Origin of the sequence: Frigidibacter oleivorans (genome assembly GCF_003993775.1) — a bacterium.
GTDB lineage: Bacteria > Pseudomonadota > Alphaproteobacteria > Rhodobacterales > Rhodobacteraceae > Frigidibacter > Frigidibacter oleivorans.
Map to the genome: position 1 here is coordinate 41,658 of NZ_RJRZ01000017.1, position 16,338 is coordinate 57,995.

Below are 16,338 nucleotides of genomic sequence, written 5' to 3' on the forward strand. Positions count from 1 at the left end.
GGGGTCCTCAATGCGCGACGGCGGCGGCGGCGGCTTCGTCGATCAGCCGGCCGGTGGTGAAGCGTTCCAGCGTGAAGGGCGCGTTGATCGGATGCGGCTCGTCCTTGGCCACCGTCCAGGCCAGCGTATGCGCGGCCCCCGGCGTCGCCTTGAAGCCGCCGGTGCCCCAGCCGCAGTTGACATAGAGACCCTTGACCGGGGTCTTGCCGAGGATGGCGCTGCGGTCCGGGGTCACGTCCACGATGCCGCCCCATTTGCGCAGCATCCGCATGCGGTTGAAGATCGGGAACACCTCGCAGATGGCCGCGACGGTATGTTCGATCAGGGGCAGCCCGCCGCGCTGGCTGTAGCTGGTATACTGGTCGGTGCCCGAACCGATGACCAGCTCGCCCTTGTCGGACTGGCTGATATAGGCATGGACCGAATTCGACATGACGACGCAGGGGAAGATCGGCTTCACCGGCTCGCTGACCAGGGCCTGCAGCGGGAAGCTTTCCAGCGGCATCCGCACGCCCGCGCTGTCCATCACCACGCTGGTGTGACCCGCGGCCGAGACGGCGACCTTCTTCGCCTTGATGAAGCCCCTGGCGGTATCGACGCCCTGCACGGCCCCGTCGGGCCCGCGCCGGATCGCGATGACCGGGCAGTTCTGGATGATGTCCACGCCCCGCGCGGCGGCGGCGCGGGCATAGCCCCAGGCCACCGCGTCGTGCCGCGCCGTCCCCGCCCGCATCTGCAGCGCCGCGCCCATCACCGGATAGCGGGCGTCGGGGCTGATGTTCAGCGGCGGGCAGAAGGCCTTGGCCTCATCCCGGGTCAGCCAGCGGTTGTCGACGCCGTTCAGGCGATTCGAATGGACATGGCGCTGGAAGGACTGCACGTCATGGACGTTGTGCGCCAGCATCATCACGCCGCGCTTGGAATACATGACGTTGTAGTTCAGCTCCTGGCTCAGGTTCTCCCACAGGTCGAGCGCATGATCGTAAAGCCGCGCGCTTTCGTCATAGAGATAGTTCGAGCGGATGATGGTCGTGTTCCGGCCGGTATTGCCGCCGCCCAGCCAGCCCTTGTCGATCACGGCGACATTGGTGATGCCGTGTTCCTTGGCCAGATAATAGGCGGCGCCCAGGCCGTGGCCGCCCGCGCCCACGATGACCACGTCGTATTCGGCCTTGGGCTGGCTGTCGGGCCACTGCTCGCGCCAGTTCTTGTGGCCCGTCAGCGCGTTCCTGAGCAGGGACATGGCAGAGAAACGTTGCATGGCGGGGGCCCTCTCCATCGAAGCTGACGGGCAGATTAAGTTTTCATGACGCCCGCCGTTTGTAGATTTGCGCCAGTCACCGTGTAGGATCGCGTCATGACCTCCGTGCCGTCCAAACCGATTCCCGCCACCCGCCTGCGCGTCGCCTTCCTGCTGGCCGATCAGTTCACCCTGTCGGCCTTTGCCAGTTTCGTGGACGTCCTGCGGCTGGCGGCGGACGATGCGGACAAGTCGCGCCCGATCCTGTGCGACTGGACCGTGCTGGCCGAGAAGATGGACCCGATCCGGTCCAGCTGCGGTGTGCGCGTGCAGCCCGACACCCCGCTGCGCCGGGCCGGGCCCTTCGACTATCTGGTGGTGGTAGGCGGCCTCATCAGCGACCGGGCCGCCTTCGGACCGCAGGCGCTGGACTTCATCACGCAGACGGCTGCGCGCGGGGTGCCGCTGGTGGGGCTTTGTACCGGGGTCTTCACCCTGCAGGCGGCGGGGCTGCTGCAGGGCTATCGCTGCTGCGTCAGCTGGTTCCACCATCAGGATTTCATCGACCGGTTCGAGCATGAGACGCCGGTGTCGGACCAGATCTTCGTGGTCGACCGCGACCGGCTGACCTGTTCGGGCGGACACGGGGCGGCGCATCTGGCGGCCTTTCTGGTGCAGCGCCATGTCGGGCAGTCGGCGGCCATCAAGAGCCTGAACATCCTGATGATCGAGGATGCGCTTGGCGGCCGGCGCGCGCAGCCCGGGCAGATGCTGGCCCGGCAGGCGCGGGACGAGATGGTCAAGCGCGCCGTCCTGAAGATGCAGCAGAACATCGAGCAGCCGCTGAACGTGGACGAGATCGCAGCCGCCCTCGGCACCGCGCGCCGCACGCTGGAACGGCGGTTCCAGGCCGATCTGGGCCAGTCGCCCCGGCGGATCTACCTCGAGATCCGGCTGGACCGCGCCGCGGCCCGGCTGCACCGGACCCGGCAATCGGTGACCGAGATCGCGCTGGCGTGCGGCTTTTGCGACGCGCCGCATCTGGCGCGCGTGCTCAAGTCCGAGCGCGGGGTCAGCCCGGGCGAGATCCGCGGCGCCCCGTCCGAGCCGGCCGAGGCTATGCCTCGACCGTGACGGTGCCGCGCGGGTTCGAGCAGCAGGCGAGGATGTAGCCCTCCTCGACCTCGTCCTCGCTGATCCCGCCGTTATGGACCATATGCACCTCGCCCGACAGCTTGCGGACGCGGCAGGTGCCGCAGACGCCCATGCTGCAGCCGAAGGGGATGGCGACCCCGGCCGCGCGGGCCGCGTTCAGCACCGTGTCGGCGGCGCTGCACTCATGCGTGACGCCGCTGTCGGCGAAGACCAGCTGCGCGGTCTCGACCGGCGCCTCGTCGGTGCTGCCGCTTTCCACCACGGGCACCTGCCCCGGCTCCGGCGCGCCGAAACTTTCCTGATGGTAATGGGCCATGTCGAAGCCCAGGCCCGCCAGCGCCTCGCGGACGGCCTGCATGAAGCCTTCGGGGCCGCAACAGAACACCTCGCGTTCCAGGTAGTCGGGCGCCATCAGGCCCAGCATCAGCTGGTTGAAGCGGCCCTTGTAGCCGGTCCAGGGCTGATAGATGTCGGCCTCCTGCACGACCCATTTCAGGTCCAGCCCCTCGATCCGGGTGGCCATCTGTTCCAGCCGGCGCTTGAAGATAATCTCGGAGGGACGTTCGGCGCAGTTCACGAAGACGATATCGCAGCTGCGGCCCAGATCGTAGATCTCGGTCGTCATCGACATCATCGGGGTGATGCCCGACCCGGCCGAGATGAACAGGTACTTCTTCGCCGGGAAATGGGTCGAGGTGAAACGCCCGCCCGGCCCTCTGACCTTCAGCCGGGTGCCGGGCCGCACGTTCTCCATGATCCAGCGCGTGCCGATGCTGTCGGGCTGCGCCTTGATCGTGATCGTCAGCGATTTCGGCCGGCTCGGCGAGGACGAGATCGTGTAGGTCCGGTGCAGCGGGCCGCCCGGCACCGGCAGTTCCAGCGTCAGGAACTGGCCGGCGAGGAAGTCGAAGGCGCGGCCGGACGGCGCCTGAAAGCAGACCGTCACGACATTGGGCGCTTCCGGCAGGATCGAGACGCATTCCAGCGGCTCGTCATCCGTCCATTTCGCCCCGGCGGAATGCTGGGAATCGAGCATCGGCCTACTCCGCCGCCATCGCCATGCCGCCCCGACGCTGGCGCAGGCCGTCGAGATACCAGTTCACGAACTGGATGACGCCGTCCTCGTGCTTCGGCGAATAGGGACCCGGGCGGTAGGCGGGCGAGCAGATGCCCTGCTGGTTGTGCTCGACCACGCGGCGATCCTCGTCGTTGGTGTGTTCCCAGACGGTGGTCAGGTTCTTCAGATCGTAGTCCACGCCCTCGACCGCGTCCTTGTGGACCAGCCATGTGGTCTGGACCTCGGTTTCCATCGCGCTGATCGGGGTCACGCGGAAGGTGATCGAGTGATCGGTCAGGAAGTGGTTCCAGGTCGTCGGGTAGTGGAACATCAGCAGCGTGCCGGCATCGAGGAACGGCACATGGCCAAGCCGCTTCTGCACCGCGATCTGGCCGTTGACCGTATAGCTTTCAGCCCCGTCCAGCAGCGGCATCCGCGCCACGCGGAACTGCCCGTCCGCGCCCATGCGAAAGCGCGAGGGGGCGCCGGCGCCTTCCAGCCGGTTGAAGTGGGCCTCGACCTTTTCGGGGAAGGTGCCGTCCGGGCTGACGCCCGTGATCGAGGGATCCTCGGGATAGGTACGGCACAGGTCGGGATGGTTGCCCGTGCAGTGATAGCACTCGCGGTTGTTTTCCCAGACCAGCTTCCAGTTGCCGTTCTCCACGATGGTGGACTGGAAGGCGACCTTGGCATCGCCGAGGTCGTGCACGCCCAGATAGGGCGCGACGGTGCCGGCGAAGCTGTCGAAATCGGGGGCGCTGTCCGCGAGGCAGATATAGACGAGCCCCGCCACCGTGCGGCAATGCACGGGCTTCAGGCTGTGCTGCGACGGGTCGAACCCTTCGCCCATGTCGCGGGCCCAGACCAGCTGGCCGTCGAGCCCGTAGGTCCACTGGTGATAGGGGCAGGTCAGTTTCGCGACCTTGCCCTGGGCGGCCGTGCAGATGACCGATCCGCGATGCCGGCACGAGTTGTGGAAGGCCCGCACCTCGCCCTTGGCATCGCGCAGCACGACGATGTCGTAGGCGCCGATCTTCAGGCGGCGGAAGCTGCCGTTCTTCTCCAGCGCGCAGGCGGGGGTCGCGAACAGCCAGTCGCGATAGAAGAAGGTTTCCATGTCGAGGGCGAAGACCTCGTCCGAGGTATAGAACGCCTGCGGCAGCCCGTGGCCGGGCCGGTGCTGCGACAGAAGATCGGACAGGGACTGGGCGGGCAAAGGCTGGGCGTGTCCTGGCATGGCGGGCTCCTGGGGGCCGGATATCTGCGCGCACGAAGCCAGTCTGACAGTTTCTTGACAATGCCCAAAAAACTCAAGCTAGATTACCTTGGCTAAACTCATTCCGCCAAATGACGGCTGCGACATCTTATAGCGCGGATGCGACATCATGCCCAAGCCCTACAACCTGCCTCCGCTCGGCGATCTGGCCTGTTTCGAGGTCGCCGCCCGGCACCTGAGCTTCAAGCGCGCCTCGGGCGAACTGAACGTGACCTCGGCCGCCGTCAGCCACCGCATCAAGGCGCTGGAAGAGCATCTGGGCCAGCCCCTGTTCATCCGCCGCTATCGCGGAGTTGAACTGACCGAGGCGGGTGCCCTGCTGTTCGTGGCCCTGCAACGCGGGCTTGAGGGAATCGCCGAAAGCGTAAGCCGCATCCGCAGCCGCTCGGTCCGCTCGGGCGTGTCGATCGCGGCGACGACGGCGGTCAGCGCGCTGTGGCTGATGCCCCGTCTGGCGGGCTTCCTGTCCGCCCATCCCGAGGTGGCGCTGTCGCAGGCGGTTCACGACGGCGCCGCCCCCGAGGGGGTGGATCTGAGCATCCATTACGGCGATCCGGCCGAGGTGCAGGACGAGACGGCGATCCTGATGCAGGACCGCATCCTTGCGCTCGGGACCGACAGTTTCATGGAGAGGCATCGCATCGCCAGCCTCGCCGATCTGGCGGCGGTTCCGCTGATCCACACCCGCTCGGACGAACCGGAATGGACGACCTGGGCCGACTGGCTGCGCAAGGTGGCCTCGGTGGAGCCGCGCGGGCCGGGCTTCACGCTGAACAACTATCTGGTATCGCTGCAGGCGGCCGAAGACGGCATCGGCGCGGTGCTGGGGTGGGAGGCGCTGACCGGCCCCTATCTGGCCCGCGGCAGGCTGCGCGCCCTGGTGCCCGAGGTCCTGCCCTCGCCCTATCCGTTCTACCTGCGAATCCATGGCCGCGCCTCGGCCAATGCGCGGCTGCTGGCGGACTGGCTGGTCGCCCAGGGAAACGGCACGGGGCAGGTCGCGGCCGGATAGGCAGCCGCGACCGGGGGTTATCTCAGCTAATCCCTCTGCTACTCAGCTCCGGGGTTTGGCATTTTCGGGATCGTAGAGGGGGGCATAGCCGATGCCGGCAACCTCGACCGGGTAGATTTCGTCGAAATAGCTGACCGTCAGCTTGCGGCCCTTCTGGCAGTAGTCCCACGGCAGATAGGCCAGCGCGATGTTCCTGCCGATGCTCGGGCCATAGGCGATGGAGGTGGTGTAGGAGCGCCGGCCCAGGCTGTCGACCAGCACCGCGCCGCTGTCCGGGTCCATCACCGGCAGGGTGCCGACGGGGTAGCGGGCCTCACCCCGGCTGTCCACGTTGTCGGTCATCACCAGCGTGCACAGCATCGCGGGCTGGTGATCGCGGGCGCGGTATTCCAGATGCCGGGCCTTGCCGCAGAAATCCGCCTCCTTGACCTTGGGGCGGGCGAGGTCGGCCTCCAGCAGGTTGTACTGGGTTAGCAGATCGGCGTTCTGCAGACGCAGCGATTTCTCCAGCCGGCGCGAGTTGGCATAGGTCTCGACGCCGACCGCCATCACGCCCGCATCCCGCAGCGCGTCCCAGACGGCGAGGCCGTCGCCATAGGGCATGTGCAGTTCCCAGCCCTGCTCGCCGACATAGGAGATGCGGAAGGCCATCACGGTGCGGCCGGCGATCTCGATCTCGCGGATGGCGGCGAAGGGAAAGTTCGCCGCGTCCAGCGCGTCCGGGTCGGCCACGACCTTCTTGAGGTTCGCGCGCGCGTTCGGCCCCCAGATGCCGATCGTCGTGTAGTCCTCGGTCACGTCGGTGACGGTCACGTCGAGCCCGCGATCCTGCGCGACGCGGCGCAGGTGGATCAGGTCGCGCGGGCCGGCATCCGCCCCGTTCACCAGCCGGCAGCGATCCGCCATGCGGAAGACGGTGAAGTCGGCACGGACCATGCCTTCCTCGTCCAGCATATGGGTGTAGATGCCCTTGCCGATATTGCCCTCGCCGCCGATCTTCGCGGCGCACAGCCACTCCATCAGCGCCACATGGTCGGGGCCGGTGATGTCGGTCATGTGGAAATGCGACAGGTTGATGATGCCGCAATCCGCGCTCATCTCCAGTTGCTCGGCATTCGAGACGCGCCAGAAATGGCGGTTGTCCCATTCATTCTCGCGCAGGGGAACCTGATCCGCGTATTTTTCCAGCAGGTGCTCGTTGGCGGCATAGCCATGCGCGCGCTCCCAGCCCCCCAGTTCCATGAAATAGCCGCCCAGTTCGCGTTCCCGTTCGTGGAAGGGCGAGCGGCGGATGCCGCGGGCATTGGCGAAGGGTTCGCGCGGATGGACCGGCGGGTTGTAGATCTTGGCGGCGGTTTCGGCGCAGCGGCCCCAGATGTAGTCCTCGGACAGCTGGAAGTCGTTGAAGCGGGCATAGTCGATGCCGTGATGGTCGATTTCGGTCCGACCCTTGGTCATCCAGTCGGCGATCAGCTTGCCCATGCCGGGCCCATCCTTGACCCAGATCGCGACCGCATACCACAGGCCCCGCAGCTTGCGGCTTTCGCCCATCGAGGGCCCGCCATCGGTCGTCGTCTGCAGCAGGCCGTTGAAGGAATGGCCCTCGTTGAAGCCCAGCTCGGCCAGGATCGGCGTCAGCTCGATGGCGCGCTCCAGCGGCTCGATCACGTCGTCCAGCACCAGATCGCGCTGCGAGGGCGACAGCCGCGCCTCGTGCTTTTCCAGAAGCTCGCGCGGATGGACCATCCGCACGTCCTTTTCGTAGTAATAGCCCCACTCGATCTGGCCGCCCTCAGTGGTGTTGGGGTCTCCGGTGTCGCGCAGATAGGCCGAGTTGCCCTGGTCGCGCAGCAGCGGGCGGCCGATCTCGAGCCCGGTGCCCGCGAATTCGTCATAGGGGCCGAAGAAGGTCAGCGGGTGATCGACCGGCATCACCGGCAGATCCTCGCCCGCCATCTCGGCGATCAGGCGTCCCCACAGGCCCGCGCAGACCACGACATGGTCGGCCATGATCGTGCCGCGGCTGGTCTTGACGCCGGTGATGCGGCCGTTCTCGTGGATCAGTTCCAGCGCGGGGGTGTTGGCGAAGGCCTTCAGCTTGCCCGCGGCCTCGGCCATGTCGACCAGCTTGCCGGCCACCGTCTGCGAGCGCGGCACCACGAGTCCCGCATCGGGGTCCCACAGCGCGCCCTGGATCAGGTGCTCTTCCAGCAGCGGGAACTTCGCCTTGGCCTCGGCCGCCGAGATGATCGAGACATTGGTGCCGAAGGCCTTTCCGCTGTCGACGCGGCGCTTCAGTTCGGCCATGCGGGCGTCATCGCCGACCCGCGCGACCTCGAGCCCGCCGATGCGCCGGTAATGGCCCAGCTTCTCGTAGAAATTCATCGAATACATCGTCGTCCAGCAGGACAGCAGGTCGTGGCTGGTCGCGTAGCAGAAGTCCGAGGCATGCGCCGTCGAGCCGACATCCGTGGGGATCCCCGACTTGTCGATCCCGACGATGTCGTCCCACCCGTTCTCGATCAGGTGATGTGCGACGGACGCGCCGACAATCCCTCCAAGACCGACGATGACAACCCGGGCAGACGAGGGAAAAGCGGACATGAGAGGGTTCCTTGGTCGTTGACGCGGGCGCACCCGCAGATGGGAAAGGCCCGCCGCGGGGGGCGGCGGGCGGCGGGTCAGCCCAGATCGGGGGCCGGAAGGCCGGCGCGGCGGTGGGCCGCGATCAGCGTGTTGTGCATCAGGGTCATGATGGTCATCGGCCCGACCCCGCCCGGGACCGGCGTGATCGCGCGTGCACGCCGGCGGGCGCCGGCGAAGTCGACATCGCCGACAAGGCGCATCCTGCCGTCCCGTTCGACCCGGCTGGTGCCGACGTCGATCACCGTCGCGCCGGGCTTGATCCAGTCGCCGCGGATCATCTCGGCCGCGCCGACGGCGGCGACGACGATATCGGCCTGCCCCACCTTCGCCGCCAGACCCTTCGTGCGGGAATGGGCCATCGTCACCGTGCAGTTGGCCGCCAGCAGCAGCTGCGCCATCGGCTTGCCGACGAGGATCGAGCGGCCGACGACGATCGCGTCCAGCCCGGAAAGATCGCCGAGGCTGTCGCGCAGCAGCATCAGGCATCCGTAGGGCGTGCAGGAGACGAGCCCCGGCAGGCCCGAGGCCAGATAGCCCGCGTTGATCGGGTGCAGCCCGTCCACGTCCTTGCCCGGGTCGATCGCCTCGATCACCGCCAGACTGTCCAGCCCCCCGGGCAGCGGCAGCTGCACGAGGATCCCGTCCACCGTCTCGTCCGCGTTCAGCCGGCCGATCAGCGCCATCAGGTCGGACTGCGACACCGTCTCGGGCAGGACATGCTCGAAACTTTCCATGCCCAGCTTGCGGGCCATCCGGCCCTTGGAGCGGACATAGACCTCGCTGGCGGGATCGGTGCCGACCAGCACGACGGCAAGGCCCGGGGCCCGGCCGGTCCTGCCGGCGAAGTCCCGGGCCTGCGCCGCGATGCGGTCGCCCAGCGCATCGGCATGGGCGCGCCCGTCGATGATCGCGGCGTCCGCCCCGCGGGACCCGGCCTCGGTCGCGGCAGCCATGCTCACAATGCGCGCTCCAGTTCGGGGACAACGTCGAAGATGTCGCCGACAATGCCGTAATCGGCAACCTGGAAGATCGGCGCCTCGCCGTCGGTGTTGATGGCGACGATGATACGGCTGTCCTTCATGCCGGCCAGATGCTGGATCGCGCCCGAGATGCCGCAGGCGATATAGAGATCGGGCGCGACGACCTTGCCGGTCTGGCCGACCTGAAGGTCGTTGGCCGCATAGCCCGCATCGACCGCCGCGCGCGACGCGCCGACGGCGGCGCCCAGCTTGTCGGCCAGGGGGTTGATGACCGCATCGAAGCGGTCCTTCGAGCCGAGCGCGCGGCCGCCCGAGACGACGATCCGGGCCGACGACAGCTCTGGCCGGTCGCTGGCCGACAGCAGGTTCTCGCGGAAGGCGGACAGCGCGGGCACGGCGGGCGCGTCGATGGCGGTGACCGGCGCCGCGCCGCCGCCGGCGGCGGGGGCGAAGCTGGCGCCGCGGATGGTCAGGATGCGCAGCGGGCCGCCGGCCTGCACCACCTCGACCGCGTTGCCGGCATAGATCGGGCGCTTGAAGGTGTCGGGCGCGACGATCTCGATCACGTCCGACACCTGCATCGCGTCCAGCAGGGCGGCGACGCGCGGCAGGACGTTCTTGCCGCTGCTGGTCGCGGGGGCGAGGATGGTGTCGTATTTCCCGGCCAGCGAGACGATCAGCGCCGCGGTCGGCTCGGCCAGACGTTCGGCAAGGGCGTCGCCCTCGGCCAGAAGGACGCGGCGCACGCCCTGCAGGGTGCTGGCGGCGGCGGCTGCGGCGGCGGCGCCCTGACCGGCAATCAGGATGTCGACCTCGGCGCCGATCTGCAGCGCGGCCCCCAGGGCACGGGCGCTGTGTTCGGACAGGGAGGCGTTGTCGTGGTCGGCGAACAGAAGGATGGCCATGTCGGTATCTCCCCGGATCAGATGACGGCGGCTTCGGTCCGCAGCCTGTCCACAAGCTCGGCCACCGAGGCGACCTTGATGCCGGTGGCGCGGGAGGCGGGCTCTTCCACCCGGACGACGGTCAGCCGCGGGGCGATGTCGACGCCCAGCTCCCCGGCCGTCTGCTGGACCAGCGGTTTCTTCTTGGCCTTCATGATGTTCGGCAGCGAGGCATAGCGCGGCTCGTTCAGGCGCAGGTCGGCGGTGACGACGGCGGGCAGCGTCACCTCGATCCGCTGCAGGCCGCCGTCGATCTCGCGCGTGACCAGCGCCCGGCCGCCCGCCAGCTCGATCCGGCTGGCGAAGGTCGCCTGGCTCCAGCCCAGAAGCGCGGCCAGCATCTGGCCTGTCTGGTTGCAGTCGTCATCGATGGCCTGCTTGCCCAGAACGACCAGCCCGGCCTCTTCGGTCTGCGCGACGCACTGCAAGATCTTTGCGACAGCCAGCGGCTCCACGCGGCCCTCCGCCTCGACCAGGATGGCGCGGTCGGCGCCCATCGCCAGCGCGGTGCGCAGCACGTCCTGCGCCTGCGCCGGCCCCACCGAGACGACGATCACCTCCGAAGCGTCGCCTGCCTCCTTCATGCGGATCGCCTGTTCGACGGCGATCTCGTCGAACGGGTTCATCGACATCTTGGCGTTGGACAGGTCGACGCCCGAGCCATCGGCCTTCACGCGGATCTTGACGTTGTGGTCGACCACCCGCTTGACCGGGACAAGGATCTTCATGGCGCTTCCTTTCTGTCGCGTCCCCGCGCCGGGGCAGCCGTGGTTGCCGCATCGGTCCTGCCGCCGCCCCCATCTCCGCGCGAATACCCGGGCGGGACAAGGGCAGATCGACGGGTCCGCCTGACCCTGACCTTGCCGCAGGCCCGGGCCGCGCGACAGGACATTTGCGTCATCGCGGGATTAGAGCTACGACATGAAACCGACACATTGCCCGCGAGCCGCCGCCATGAGCGCTGCCCCCGCCCCGACCGTCACCTCGCCCCGCGCCGCGCCGCCGCGCCCCATGCGCCGCCAGCAGGGCGATGTGCGCCTCTCCGTCGGCTTCATCCTGGCCCGGCGGTTCACGCTGTGCGCCTTTGCCAATTTCGTGGATGTGCTGCGGCTTGCCGCCGATGAGGGCGATCGCAGCCGGCAGATCCTGTGCAACTGGACGGTCCTGTCCGACACGCTCGAACCGGTGATGTCCAGCTGCGGGATCAGCGTGCAGCCGAAAGAGCGCCTCGGCGATCCGACCCGATTCGACTATGTCGTCGTCATCGGCGGCCTGATGGAGGACGAGGCGATCCTGCCGCCGGGCTATCACCGCTTCCTGCACGATGCGGCGGCGGCGGGCGTGCCGCTGGTCGGCGTCTGCACCGGCGCGTTCCTGCTGCACCAGGCGGGGCTGCTGGACGGCTATCGCTGCTGCGTCAGCTGGTTCCACCATGCCGATTTCCTGGAACAGTTCGAGGGGCTGAACCCCGTGACCGACCAGATCTTCGTGGTGGACCGCGACCGGCTGACCTGTTCCGGCGGGGCAAGTTCCGCGCATCTGGCGGCCTATCTGGTGGACAAGCATGTCGGCCGGGCGCAGGCCAGCAAGAGCCTGCACATCATGATCATCGACGAGGCGCTGCAGGCCGACAAGCCGCAGCCCGGCATCACGATGGAGTTCAAGACCCGCGATCCAATGGTCCTGCGCGCCCTCCTGATGATGCAGCAGAACATCGAGCAACCCTTCACCGTGGCCGAGATCGCGCGACGGATCGGCCACAGCAAGCGCCAGCTGGAACGGCATTTCCAGGCCGCGCTCGGCACCTCGCCCCAGGCTGCGTTCCTCGACATGCGGCTGTCGCTGGCGCATCACCTGATCGTCTCGGGCGACAGGGCGATCTCGCAGATCGCGCTGGAATGCGGCTTTTGCGACAGTTCGCATCTCAGCCGCATGTTCCGCCGCCGCTATGGGCAGACGCCGCTGGCATTGCGGCAGGCGCGGTAGCGGGAAAGGCCCCCGCCGGGGCGGGGGCCGGAAACGGCGGCCTGAACGCAGGCGTGTCCCCCTAGCGCGGCTCGCTGGCGAGTCCCTTCCAGACCGCCACGCACATCATCAGCAGCAGCACCGTGAAGGGCAGCCCCGTCGAGATGACCATGGATTGCAGCGCCGTCAGGCCGCCGGCGGACAGCAGCAGCACCACCGCGATCACGCCCGAGAAGGTGCACCAGAACACGCGCTGCAGGGTCGGCGCATCCGTTTTGCCGCCCGAGGTGATCGTGTCGATCACCAGCGAGCCCGAATCCGATGAGGTCACGAAGAACACGATGACCAGCACGATGCCCACCAGACTGGTGATTTGCGTCATCGGCAGACCGTCCAGCATCGCGAACAGCTGCAGCGGCAGGTCGGCGTCGCGGGCGGCGACATAGCCGTCGTTCAGCAGCTGGTTGATGGCCTGACCGCCGAAGATCGACATCCAGCCGACGCAGACGAGCGAGGGGATCAGCAGCACGCAGATCAGGAACTCGCGCACCGTCCGGCCGCGGCTGACGCGGGCGATGAACATCCCGACGAAGGGCGACCAGCTGATCCACCACGCCCAGTAGAACGAGGTCCAGCCCTGCATGAAGTTCACGTCGTCGCGCCCGACCGGGTTCGACAGCGCGGGCAGGTATTGCAGATAGGCCAGCAGGAAATCCCCCGCCTGGGTCAGCAGCAGGACCGTCGGGCCGGCCAGCAGCACGAACATCAGCAGCCCGAAGGCCAGCACCATGTTGATCTCGGACATGCGCTTGACGCCCGCCTCGAGGCCGCGCACGACCGAGAAGAGGGTGATCAGCGTGATCCCGAGGATGATGACGATCTGCCATGTCTCGTCGACCGGCATCCCGAACAGCTTGTTGAAGCCGGCATTGGCCTGCGCGGCGCCAAGGCCGAGCGATGTGGCCAGCCCGAACAGCGTCGCGAAGACGGCAAGGATGTCGATGACATGGCCGGGCCAGCCCCAGACCCGTTCGCCGAAGATCGGATAGAAGACCGAGCGGATCGTCAGCGGCAGGCCCTTGTTGTAGCTGAACAGCGCAAGGCTGAGGCCCATGACCGCATAGATGGCCCAGGGGTGCAGCGACCAGTGGAAAATCGTCGCGGCCATGCCCAGGCGGACGGCCTCGGCCTCGGTTGCGGCGGCGCCGAGCGGCGCCCAGTCGGTGCGCAGCCCGTCGGCACCGGCCGCGATGCCGCCCGCGGATGAACTGAAATGGCTCAGGGGCTCGCTGACGCCATAGAACATCAGGCCGATGCCCATCCCGGCCGCGAACAGCATCGAGAACCAGCTGACATAGCCGAAGTCGGGTCTTGCCTGCGCGCCGCCAAGGCGGATCCGGCCGAAGGGACTGATCACCAGCACCAGGCACAGGATCACGAAGACGTCGGCGGCCCCGATGAAGAACCAGTCGAAGCCCTTCGTCGCCGCAGAGAACAAGGCCGAGAAACTGTCGGCGGCCAGGGTCGGGAAGATCAGGGTGAAGGCCACGAAGGCGATCACGCACAGCGCCGAGATCAGGAAGACGGGGTTGTGGACGCTGAAATCGAAGGGGCCCAGCTGGCCCTCGATATTGTCCTGCCCTGTCTGGTAGTCGGTCTGGATCACGCTGTCCGGGGGTGGTGTGTCGATCCGCGGTGCGGCCTCCTCGCCGTCCTTGGTCGCATAGGTCAAATCGTCGTCCTCCTGAGCTGGCCCTGTGCCTGCCTCGGGGATGTCCCTGCCGATGATCGCCGTCTTGCTCTTTGCAGCGGGCAAAGCGCCGCCCCTGCCCGGACGCGAAGGCGCCGGGCCGGGCAGGGGCATCGCCCCCGCGGCCTTCTTTCCATGCAGTTTGCGGCTGACTCGGGACGTGGGACGAGGCAAGCAATGTGAAGTCTGACAGTTATGTGTCCAAGCCGCCGCGCGGTCGCAGAACGATTGCGACATTCCGGGGGTAGTTTCGCGTCGCAAACCCGGGCCGGCGGCAGACGGCCGCGGGATGGCGCTCCTCCGCCGGGCGGCGCTGGCGCAATGCTGCTGGCACTGTGTCGCAAATCTTCAGGCCCCCGGCCCGGCGAGCGACTAGGCCTGTGTCACCGGCCAGCACCGTCCACCGGCAGCCCGGCCCGCGCCATCCCCCGACAGCGACCGCGAAAGAGGAAATCGCCCATGTCCCAGCTTATCCTGACCGTCTCCTGCCCCGTCCGGACCGGGATCGTTGCGACGATTTCCACCTTTCTCGCCAAGGCGGGCTGCAACATCCATGACAGCTCGCAATTTACCGACCTGCAGAACGACCGGTTCTTCATGCGCCTCAGCTTCGCCTCCGAGGCCGGCAAGACCCGTGAGGAGCTGGATCAGGAATTCCGCGCCGCGACCCAGGGGTCGGACATGGTGCATGCCTTCCACAACGCGGGCGAGAAGATGAAGGTCGTGATCATGGTCAGCCGCTTTGGCCATTGCCTCAACGACCTTCTGTATCGCTGGCGGATCGGCGCGCTGCCCATCGACATCGTCGCGGTGATCTCGAATCACATGGATTACCAGAAGGTCGTGGTGAACCACGACATCCCCTTCCACTGCATCAAGGTCACCAAGGCGAACAAGACCGAGGCGGAAGCCGAACAGATGCGCATCGTCCGCGATGCCGGCGCCGATCTGATCGTGCTGGCGCGCTACATGCAGGTGCTGTCGGACGAGATATGCCAGAAGATGTCGGGCCGGATCATCAACATCCACCACAGCTTCCTGCCCAGCTTCAAGGGCGCCAACCCCTACAAGCAGGCCTTCGACCGGGGCGTGAAGCTGATCGGCGCCACCAGCCACTATGTCACCGCCGATCTGGACGAGGGTCCGATCATCGAACAGGATACCGTCCGCGTCACCCATGCCCAAAGCGCCGGCGACTATGTCAGCCTTGGCCGCGACGTCGAAAGCCAGGTCCTGGCCCGCGCCATCCACGCCCATATCCACCGCCGCGTCTTCATCAGCGGCGACAAGACCGTCGTCTTCCCCGCCAGCCCGAACGAATACGCCTCGGAACGGATGGGCTGAGGCGCCTGCCCCCGGGGGCGCTGGACCCGGCCGCGGCCGACAGGCGGAACGCCCGACGCCTTGGCCCTATCCCCGGCGCCACAGTCCCCGATAGGCGTCGGGCGTCGTTGAGGTCCGGTCCTTGAAAACCCTGGTGAAATGGCTCTGGCTGGAAAAGCCGCAGGCCTGCGCGATCTCGATCAGGGGCGTGGTCCCGGCCAGCAACGTCCTTGCCCGCGCGATCCGCCGGTTCGTGACCCAGCCATGCAGGGGAAGCCCCCGCGACACCCGGAACATCCGGTGCAGGTGAAACGGCGACAGATCGGTCAGGGACGCGATGTCGGCCAGCCGGATCGGCTGATCGAGATGGGCCTCGATCCACTCGTCGATCCGCCGCATCAGATGCGCCGGCAGCCCGCCCTTCAGGGTGACCGCGCGCGTCCCCAGCCGCTCCACCAGATCCGATACCGCGGTATCGGCCATCAGCAGATCGTGGCGCCGGGCCGCCTCGGCCAGCGCCACCAGCGGCAGGACAAGCTCCGGCACCTCGGCGAAGGTCAGTTCCGGCAGGGCCATCCGGCGGGCATCGCAATCGTGGGTCAGGGCGAACGCCGCCCGGAGCTGATCGTCCGGGACATAGAGATGCACGAAGCGGAAGGGCGTCGTGATCTCCCATTCCGAGGTCTGGCCTTCGGGCATGATGCAGACCGTGCCCGGCCGCCCGGTTTCCGGCCCGGCATCCACCCGGCGCGTGCCGGTTCCGCCCGTCAGGTAACAGCTGAAGACGTGGCCGCGCGGCGCGACATAGCTGATGCGGTCGTCGCGGTTTTCCCAGATCGCGACCCCGCTCGCCGCGCCCATGGGCAAGGACGCCGTTTTGCGCGCGGCGGGGGAACCTTCGAGAAAATCGCGGATGGTGGCGGCCATGACGCCTTTTAGCGCAGGCCGCCGGACCGCGCCACGCCGCCCCCTCGTTTGACCGCAAGATCC

At 67.6% G+C, this 16,338-nt stretch carries 13 protein-coding genes; 4 read left to right on the plus strand and 9 right to left on the minus strand.

Annotated elements, in window-relative coordinates; translation table 11 throughout:
- Positions 1–7: 7 nt before the first annotated feature.
- On the minus strand, positions 8–1,261 hold the full coding sequence (locus EEY80_RS16770; protein ID WP_126978484.1) for a sarcosine oxidase subunit beta family protein: 1,254 nt from the start codon (positions 1,259–1,261) through the stop codon (positions 8–10).
- A 96-nt stretch (positions 1,262–1,357) separates the two neighbouring features.
- Between EEY80_RS16770 and EEY80_RS16775 the strand changes: the two genes are divergently transcribed.
- Complete coding sequence (locus tag EEY80_RS16775) at positions 1,358–2,374, plus strand: GlxA family transcriptional regulator (protein WP_126978486.1); 1,017 nt, start codon at positions 1,358–1,360, stop codon at positions 2,372–2,374.
- Here EEY80_RS16775 and EEY80_RS16780 read toward each other — a convergent pair.
- Positions 2,358–3,431 (minus strand): hybrid-cluster NAD(P)-dependent oxidoreductase, encoded by a 1,074-nt coding sequence (locus EEY80_RS16780; RefSeq protein ID WP_126978488.1) that lies wholly within the window; start codon positions 3,429–3,431, stop codon positions 2,358–2,360. The two genes, EEY80_RS16775 and EEY80_RS16780, sit on opposite strands and share 17 nt — an antisense overlap.
- Before the next feature lie 4 nt (positions 3,432–3,435).
- On the minus strand, positions 3,436–4,689 hold the full coding sequence (locus tag EEY80_RS16785; protein ID WP_126978490.1) for an aromatic ring-hydroxylating oxygenase subunit alpha: 1,254 nt from the start codon (positions 4,687–4,689) through the stop codon (positions 3,436–3,438).
- Positions 4,690–4,837: 148 nt separating this feature from the next.
- On the opposite strand from EEY80_RS16785, the gene EEY80_RS16790 reads away from it, so the two are divergent.
- A complete protein-coding gene (locus EEY80_RS16790; RefSeq protein WP_126978492.1) occupies positions 4,838–5,740 on the plus strand; it encodes a LysR substrate-binding domain-containing protein in 903 nt (300 codons plus the stop codon).
- Positions 5,741–5,782: 42 nt separating this feature from the next.
- Here the strand turns inward: EEY80_RS16790 and EEY80_RS16795 are convergent, their stop codons facing one another.
- The 4 genes from EEY80_RS16795 to EEY80_RS16810 all read right to left on the minus strand — a co-directional run bounded on the left by EEY80_RS16795 (position 5,783) and on the right by EEY80_RS16810 (position 11,038).
- Positions 5,783–8,344, minus strand: coding sequence for a GcvT family protein (locus EEY80_RS16795; protein ID WP_126978494.1), 2,562 nt, complete (start codon positions 8,342–8,344; stop codon positions 5,783–5,785).
- 77 nt (positions 8,345–8,421) lie between these two features.
- Positions 8,422–9,339 carry a bifunctional methylenetetrahydrofolate dehydrogenase/methenyltetrahydrofolate cyclohydrolase FolD gene (folD, locus tag EEY80_RS16800; protein WP_126978496.1) on the minus strand — a complete coding sequence of 306 codons (918 nt, stop codon included), beginning with the start codon at positions 9,337–9,339 and terminating at the stop codon, positions 8,422–8,424.
- A 2-nt stretch (positions 9,340–9,341) separates the two neighbouring features.
- Positions 9,342–10,271 carry an electron transfer flavoprotein subunit alpha/FixB family protein gene (locus tag EEY80_RS16805; protein WP_126978498.1) on the minus strand — a complete coding sequence of 310 codons (930 nt, stop codon included), beginning with the start codon at positions 10,269–10,271 and terminating at the stop codon, positions 9,342–9,344.
- 17 nt (positions 10,272–10,288) lie between these two features.
- On the minus strand, positions 10,289–11,038 hold the full coding sequence (locus EEY80_RS16810; RefSeq protein WP_126978500.1) for an electron transfer flavoprotein subunit beta/FixA family protein: 750 nt from the start codon (positions 11,036–11,038) through the stop codon (positions 10,289–10,291).
- Positions 11,039–11,264: 226 nt separating this feature from the next.
- On the opposite strand from EEY80_RS16810, the gene EEY80_RS16815 reads away from it, so the two are divergent.
- The gene (locus tag EEY80_RS16815) at positions 11,265–12,296 is read left to right on the plus strand and encodes a GlxA family transcriptional regulator (protein WP_164738288.1); all 1,032 of its coding nucleotides are present in this window, start codon (positions 11,265–11,267) and stop codon (positions 12,294–12,296) included.
- Positions 12,297–12,357: 61 nt separating this feature from the next.
- Here EEY80_RS16815 and EEY80_RS16820 read toward each other — a convergent pair whose 3' ends face one another.
- Positions 12,358–13,965 (minus strand): BCCT family transporter, encoded by a 1,608-nt coding sequence (locus EEY80_RS16820; protein ID WP_407920741.1) that lies wholly within the window; start codon positions 13,963–13,965, stop codon positions 12,358–12,360.
- Between the two features lie 519 nt (positions 13,966–14,484).
- Here EEY80_RS16820 and purU point away from each other — a divergent pair.
- The gene (purU, locus tag EEY80_RS16825; protein ID WP_126978503.1) at positions 14,485–15,369 is read left to right on the plus strand and encodes a formyltetrahydrofolate deformylase; all 885 of its coding nucleotides are present in this window, start codon (positions 14,485–14,487) and stop codon (positions 15,367–15,369) included.
- Positions 15,370–15,435: 66 nt separating this feature from the next.
- On the opposite strand, the gene EEY80_RS16830 is transcribed toward purU, so the two are convergent.
- The gene (locus tag EEY80_RS16830) at positions 15,436–16,275 is read right to left on the minus strand and encodes a helix-turn-helix domain-containing protein (RefSeq protein WP_126978505.1); all 840 of its coding nucleotides are present in this window, start codon (positions 16,273–16,275) and stop codon (positions 15,436–15,438) included.
- Positions 16,276–16,338: the final 63 nt, after the last annotated feature.

What these genes read in the sequence shown, in the direction of transcription:
- EEY80_RS16770 (WP_126978484.1), bottom strand. Translation starts at nt 1,261, where the DNA reads ATGCAACGTTTCTCTGCCATGTCCCTGCTCAGGAACGCGCTGACGGGC.
- EEY80_RS16775 (WP_126978486.1), top strand. Translation starts at nt 1,358, where the DNA reads ATGACCTCCGTGCCGTCCAAACCGATTCCCGCCACCCGCCTGCGCGTC.
- EEY80_RS16780 (WP_126978488.1), bottom strand. Translation starts at nt 3,431, where the DNA reads ATGCTCGATTCCCAGCATTCCGCCGGGGCGAAATGGACGGATGACGAG.
- EEY80_RS16785 (WP_126978490.1), bottom strand. Translation starts at nt 4,689, where the DNA reads ATGCCAGGACACGCCCAGCCTTTGCCCGCCCAGTCCCTGTCCGATCTT.
- EEY80_RS16790 (WP_126978492.1), top strand. Translation starts at nt 4,838, where the DNA reads ATGCCCAAGCCCTACAACCTGCCTCCGCTCGGCGATCTGGCCTGTTTC.
- EEY80_RS16795 (WP_126978494.1), bottom strand. Translation starts at nt 8,344, where the DNA reads ATGTCCGCTTTTCCCTCGTCTGCCCGGGTTGTCATCGTCGGTCTTGGA.
- folD (WP_126978496.1), bottom strand. Translation starts at nt 9,339, where the DNA reads ATGGCTGCCGCGACCGAGGCCGGGTCCCGCGGGGCGGACGCCGCGATC.
- EEY80_RS16805 (WP_126978498.1), bottom strand. Translation starts at nt 10,271, where the DNA reads ATGGCCATCCTTCTGTTCGCCGACCACGACAACGCCTCCCTGTCCGAA.
- EEY80_RS16810 (WP_126978500.1), bottom strand. Translation starts at nt 11,038, where the DNA reads ATGAAGATCCTTGTCCCGGTCAAGCGGGTGGTCGACCACAACGTCAAG.
- EEY80_RS16815 (WP_164738288.1), top strand. Translation starts at nt 11,265, where the DNA reads ATGAGCGCTGCCCCCGCCCCGACCGTCACCTCGCCCCGCGCCGCGCCG.
- purU (WP_126978503.1), top strand. Translation starts at nt 14,485, where the DNA reads ATGTCCCAGCTTATCCTGACCGTCTCCTGCCCCGTCCGGACCGGGATC.
- EEY80_RS16830 (WP_126978505.1), bottom strand. Translation starts at nt 16,275, where the DNA reads ATGGCCGCCACCATCCGCGATTTTCTCGAAGGTTCCCCCGCCGCGCGC.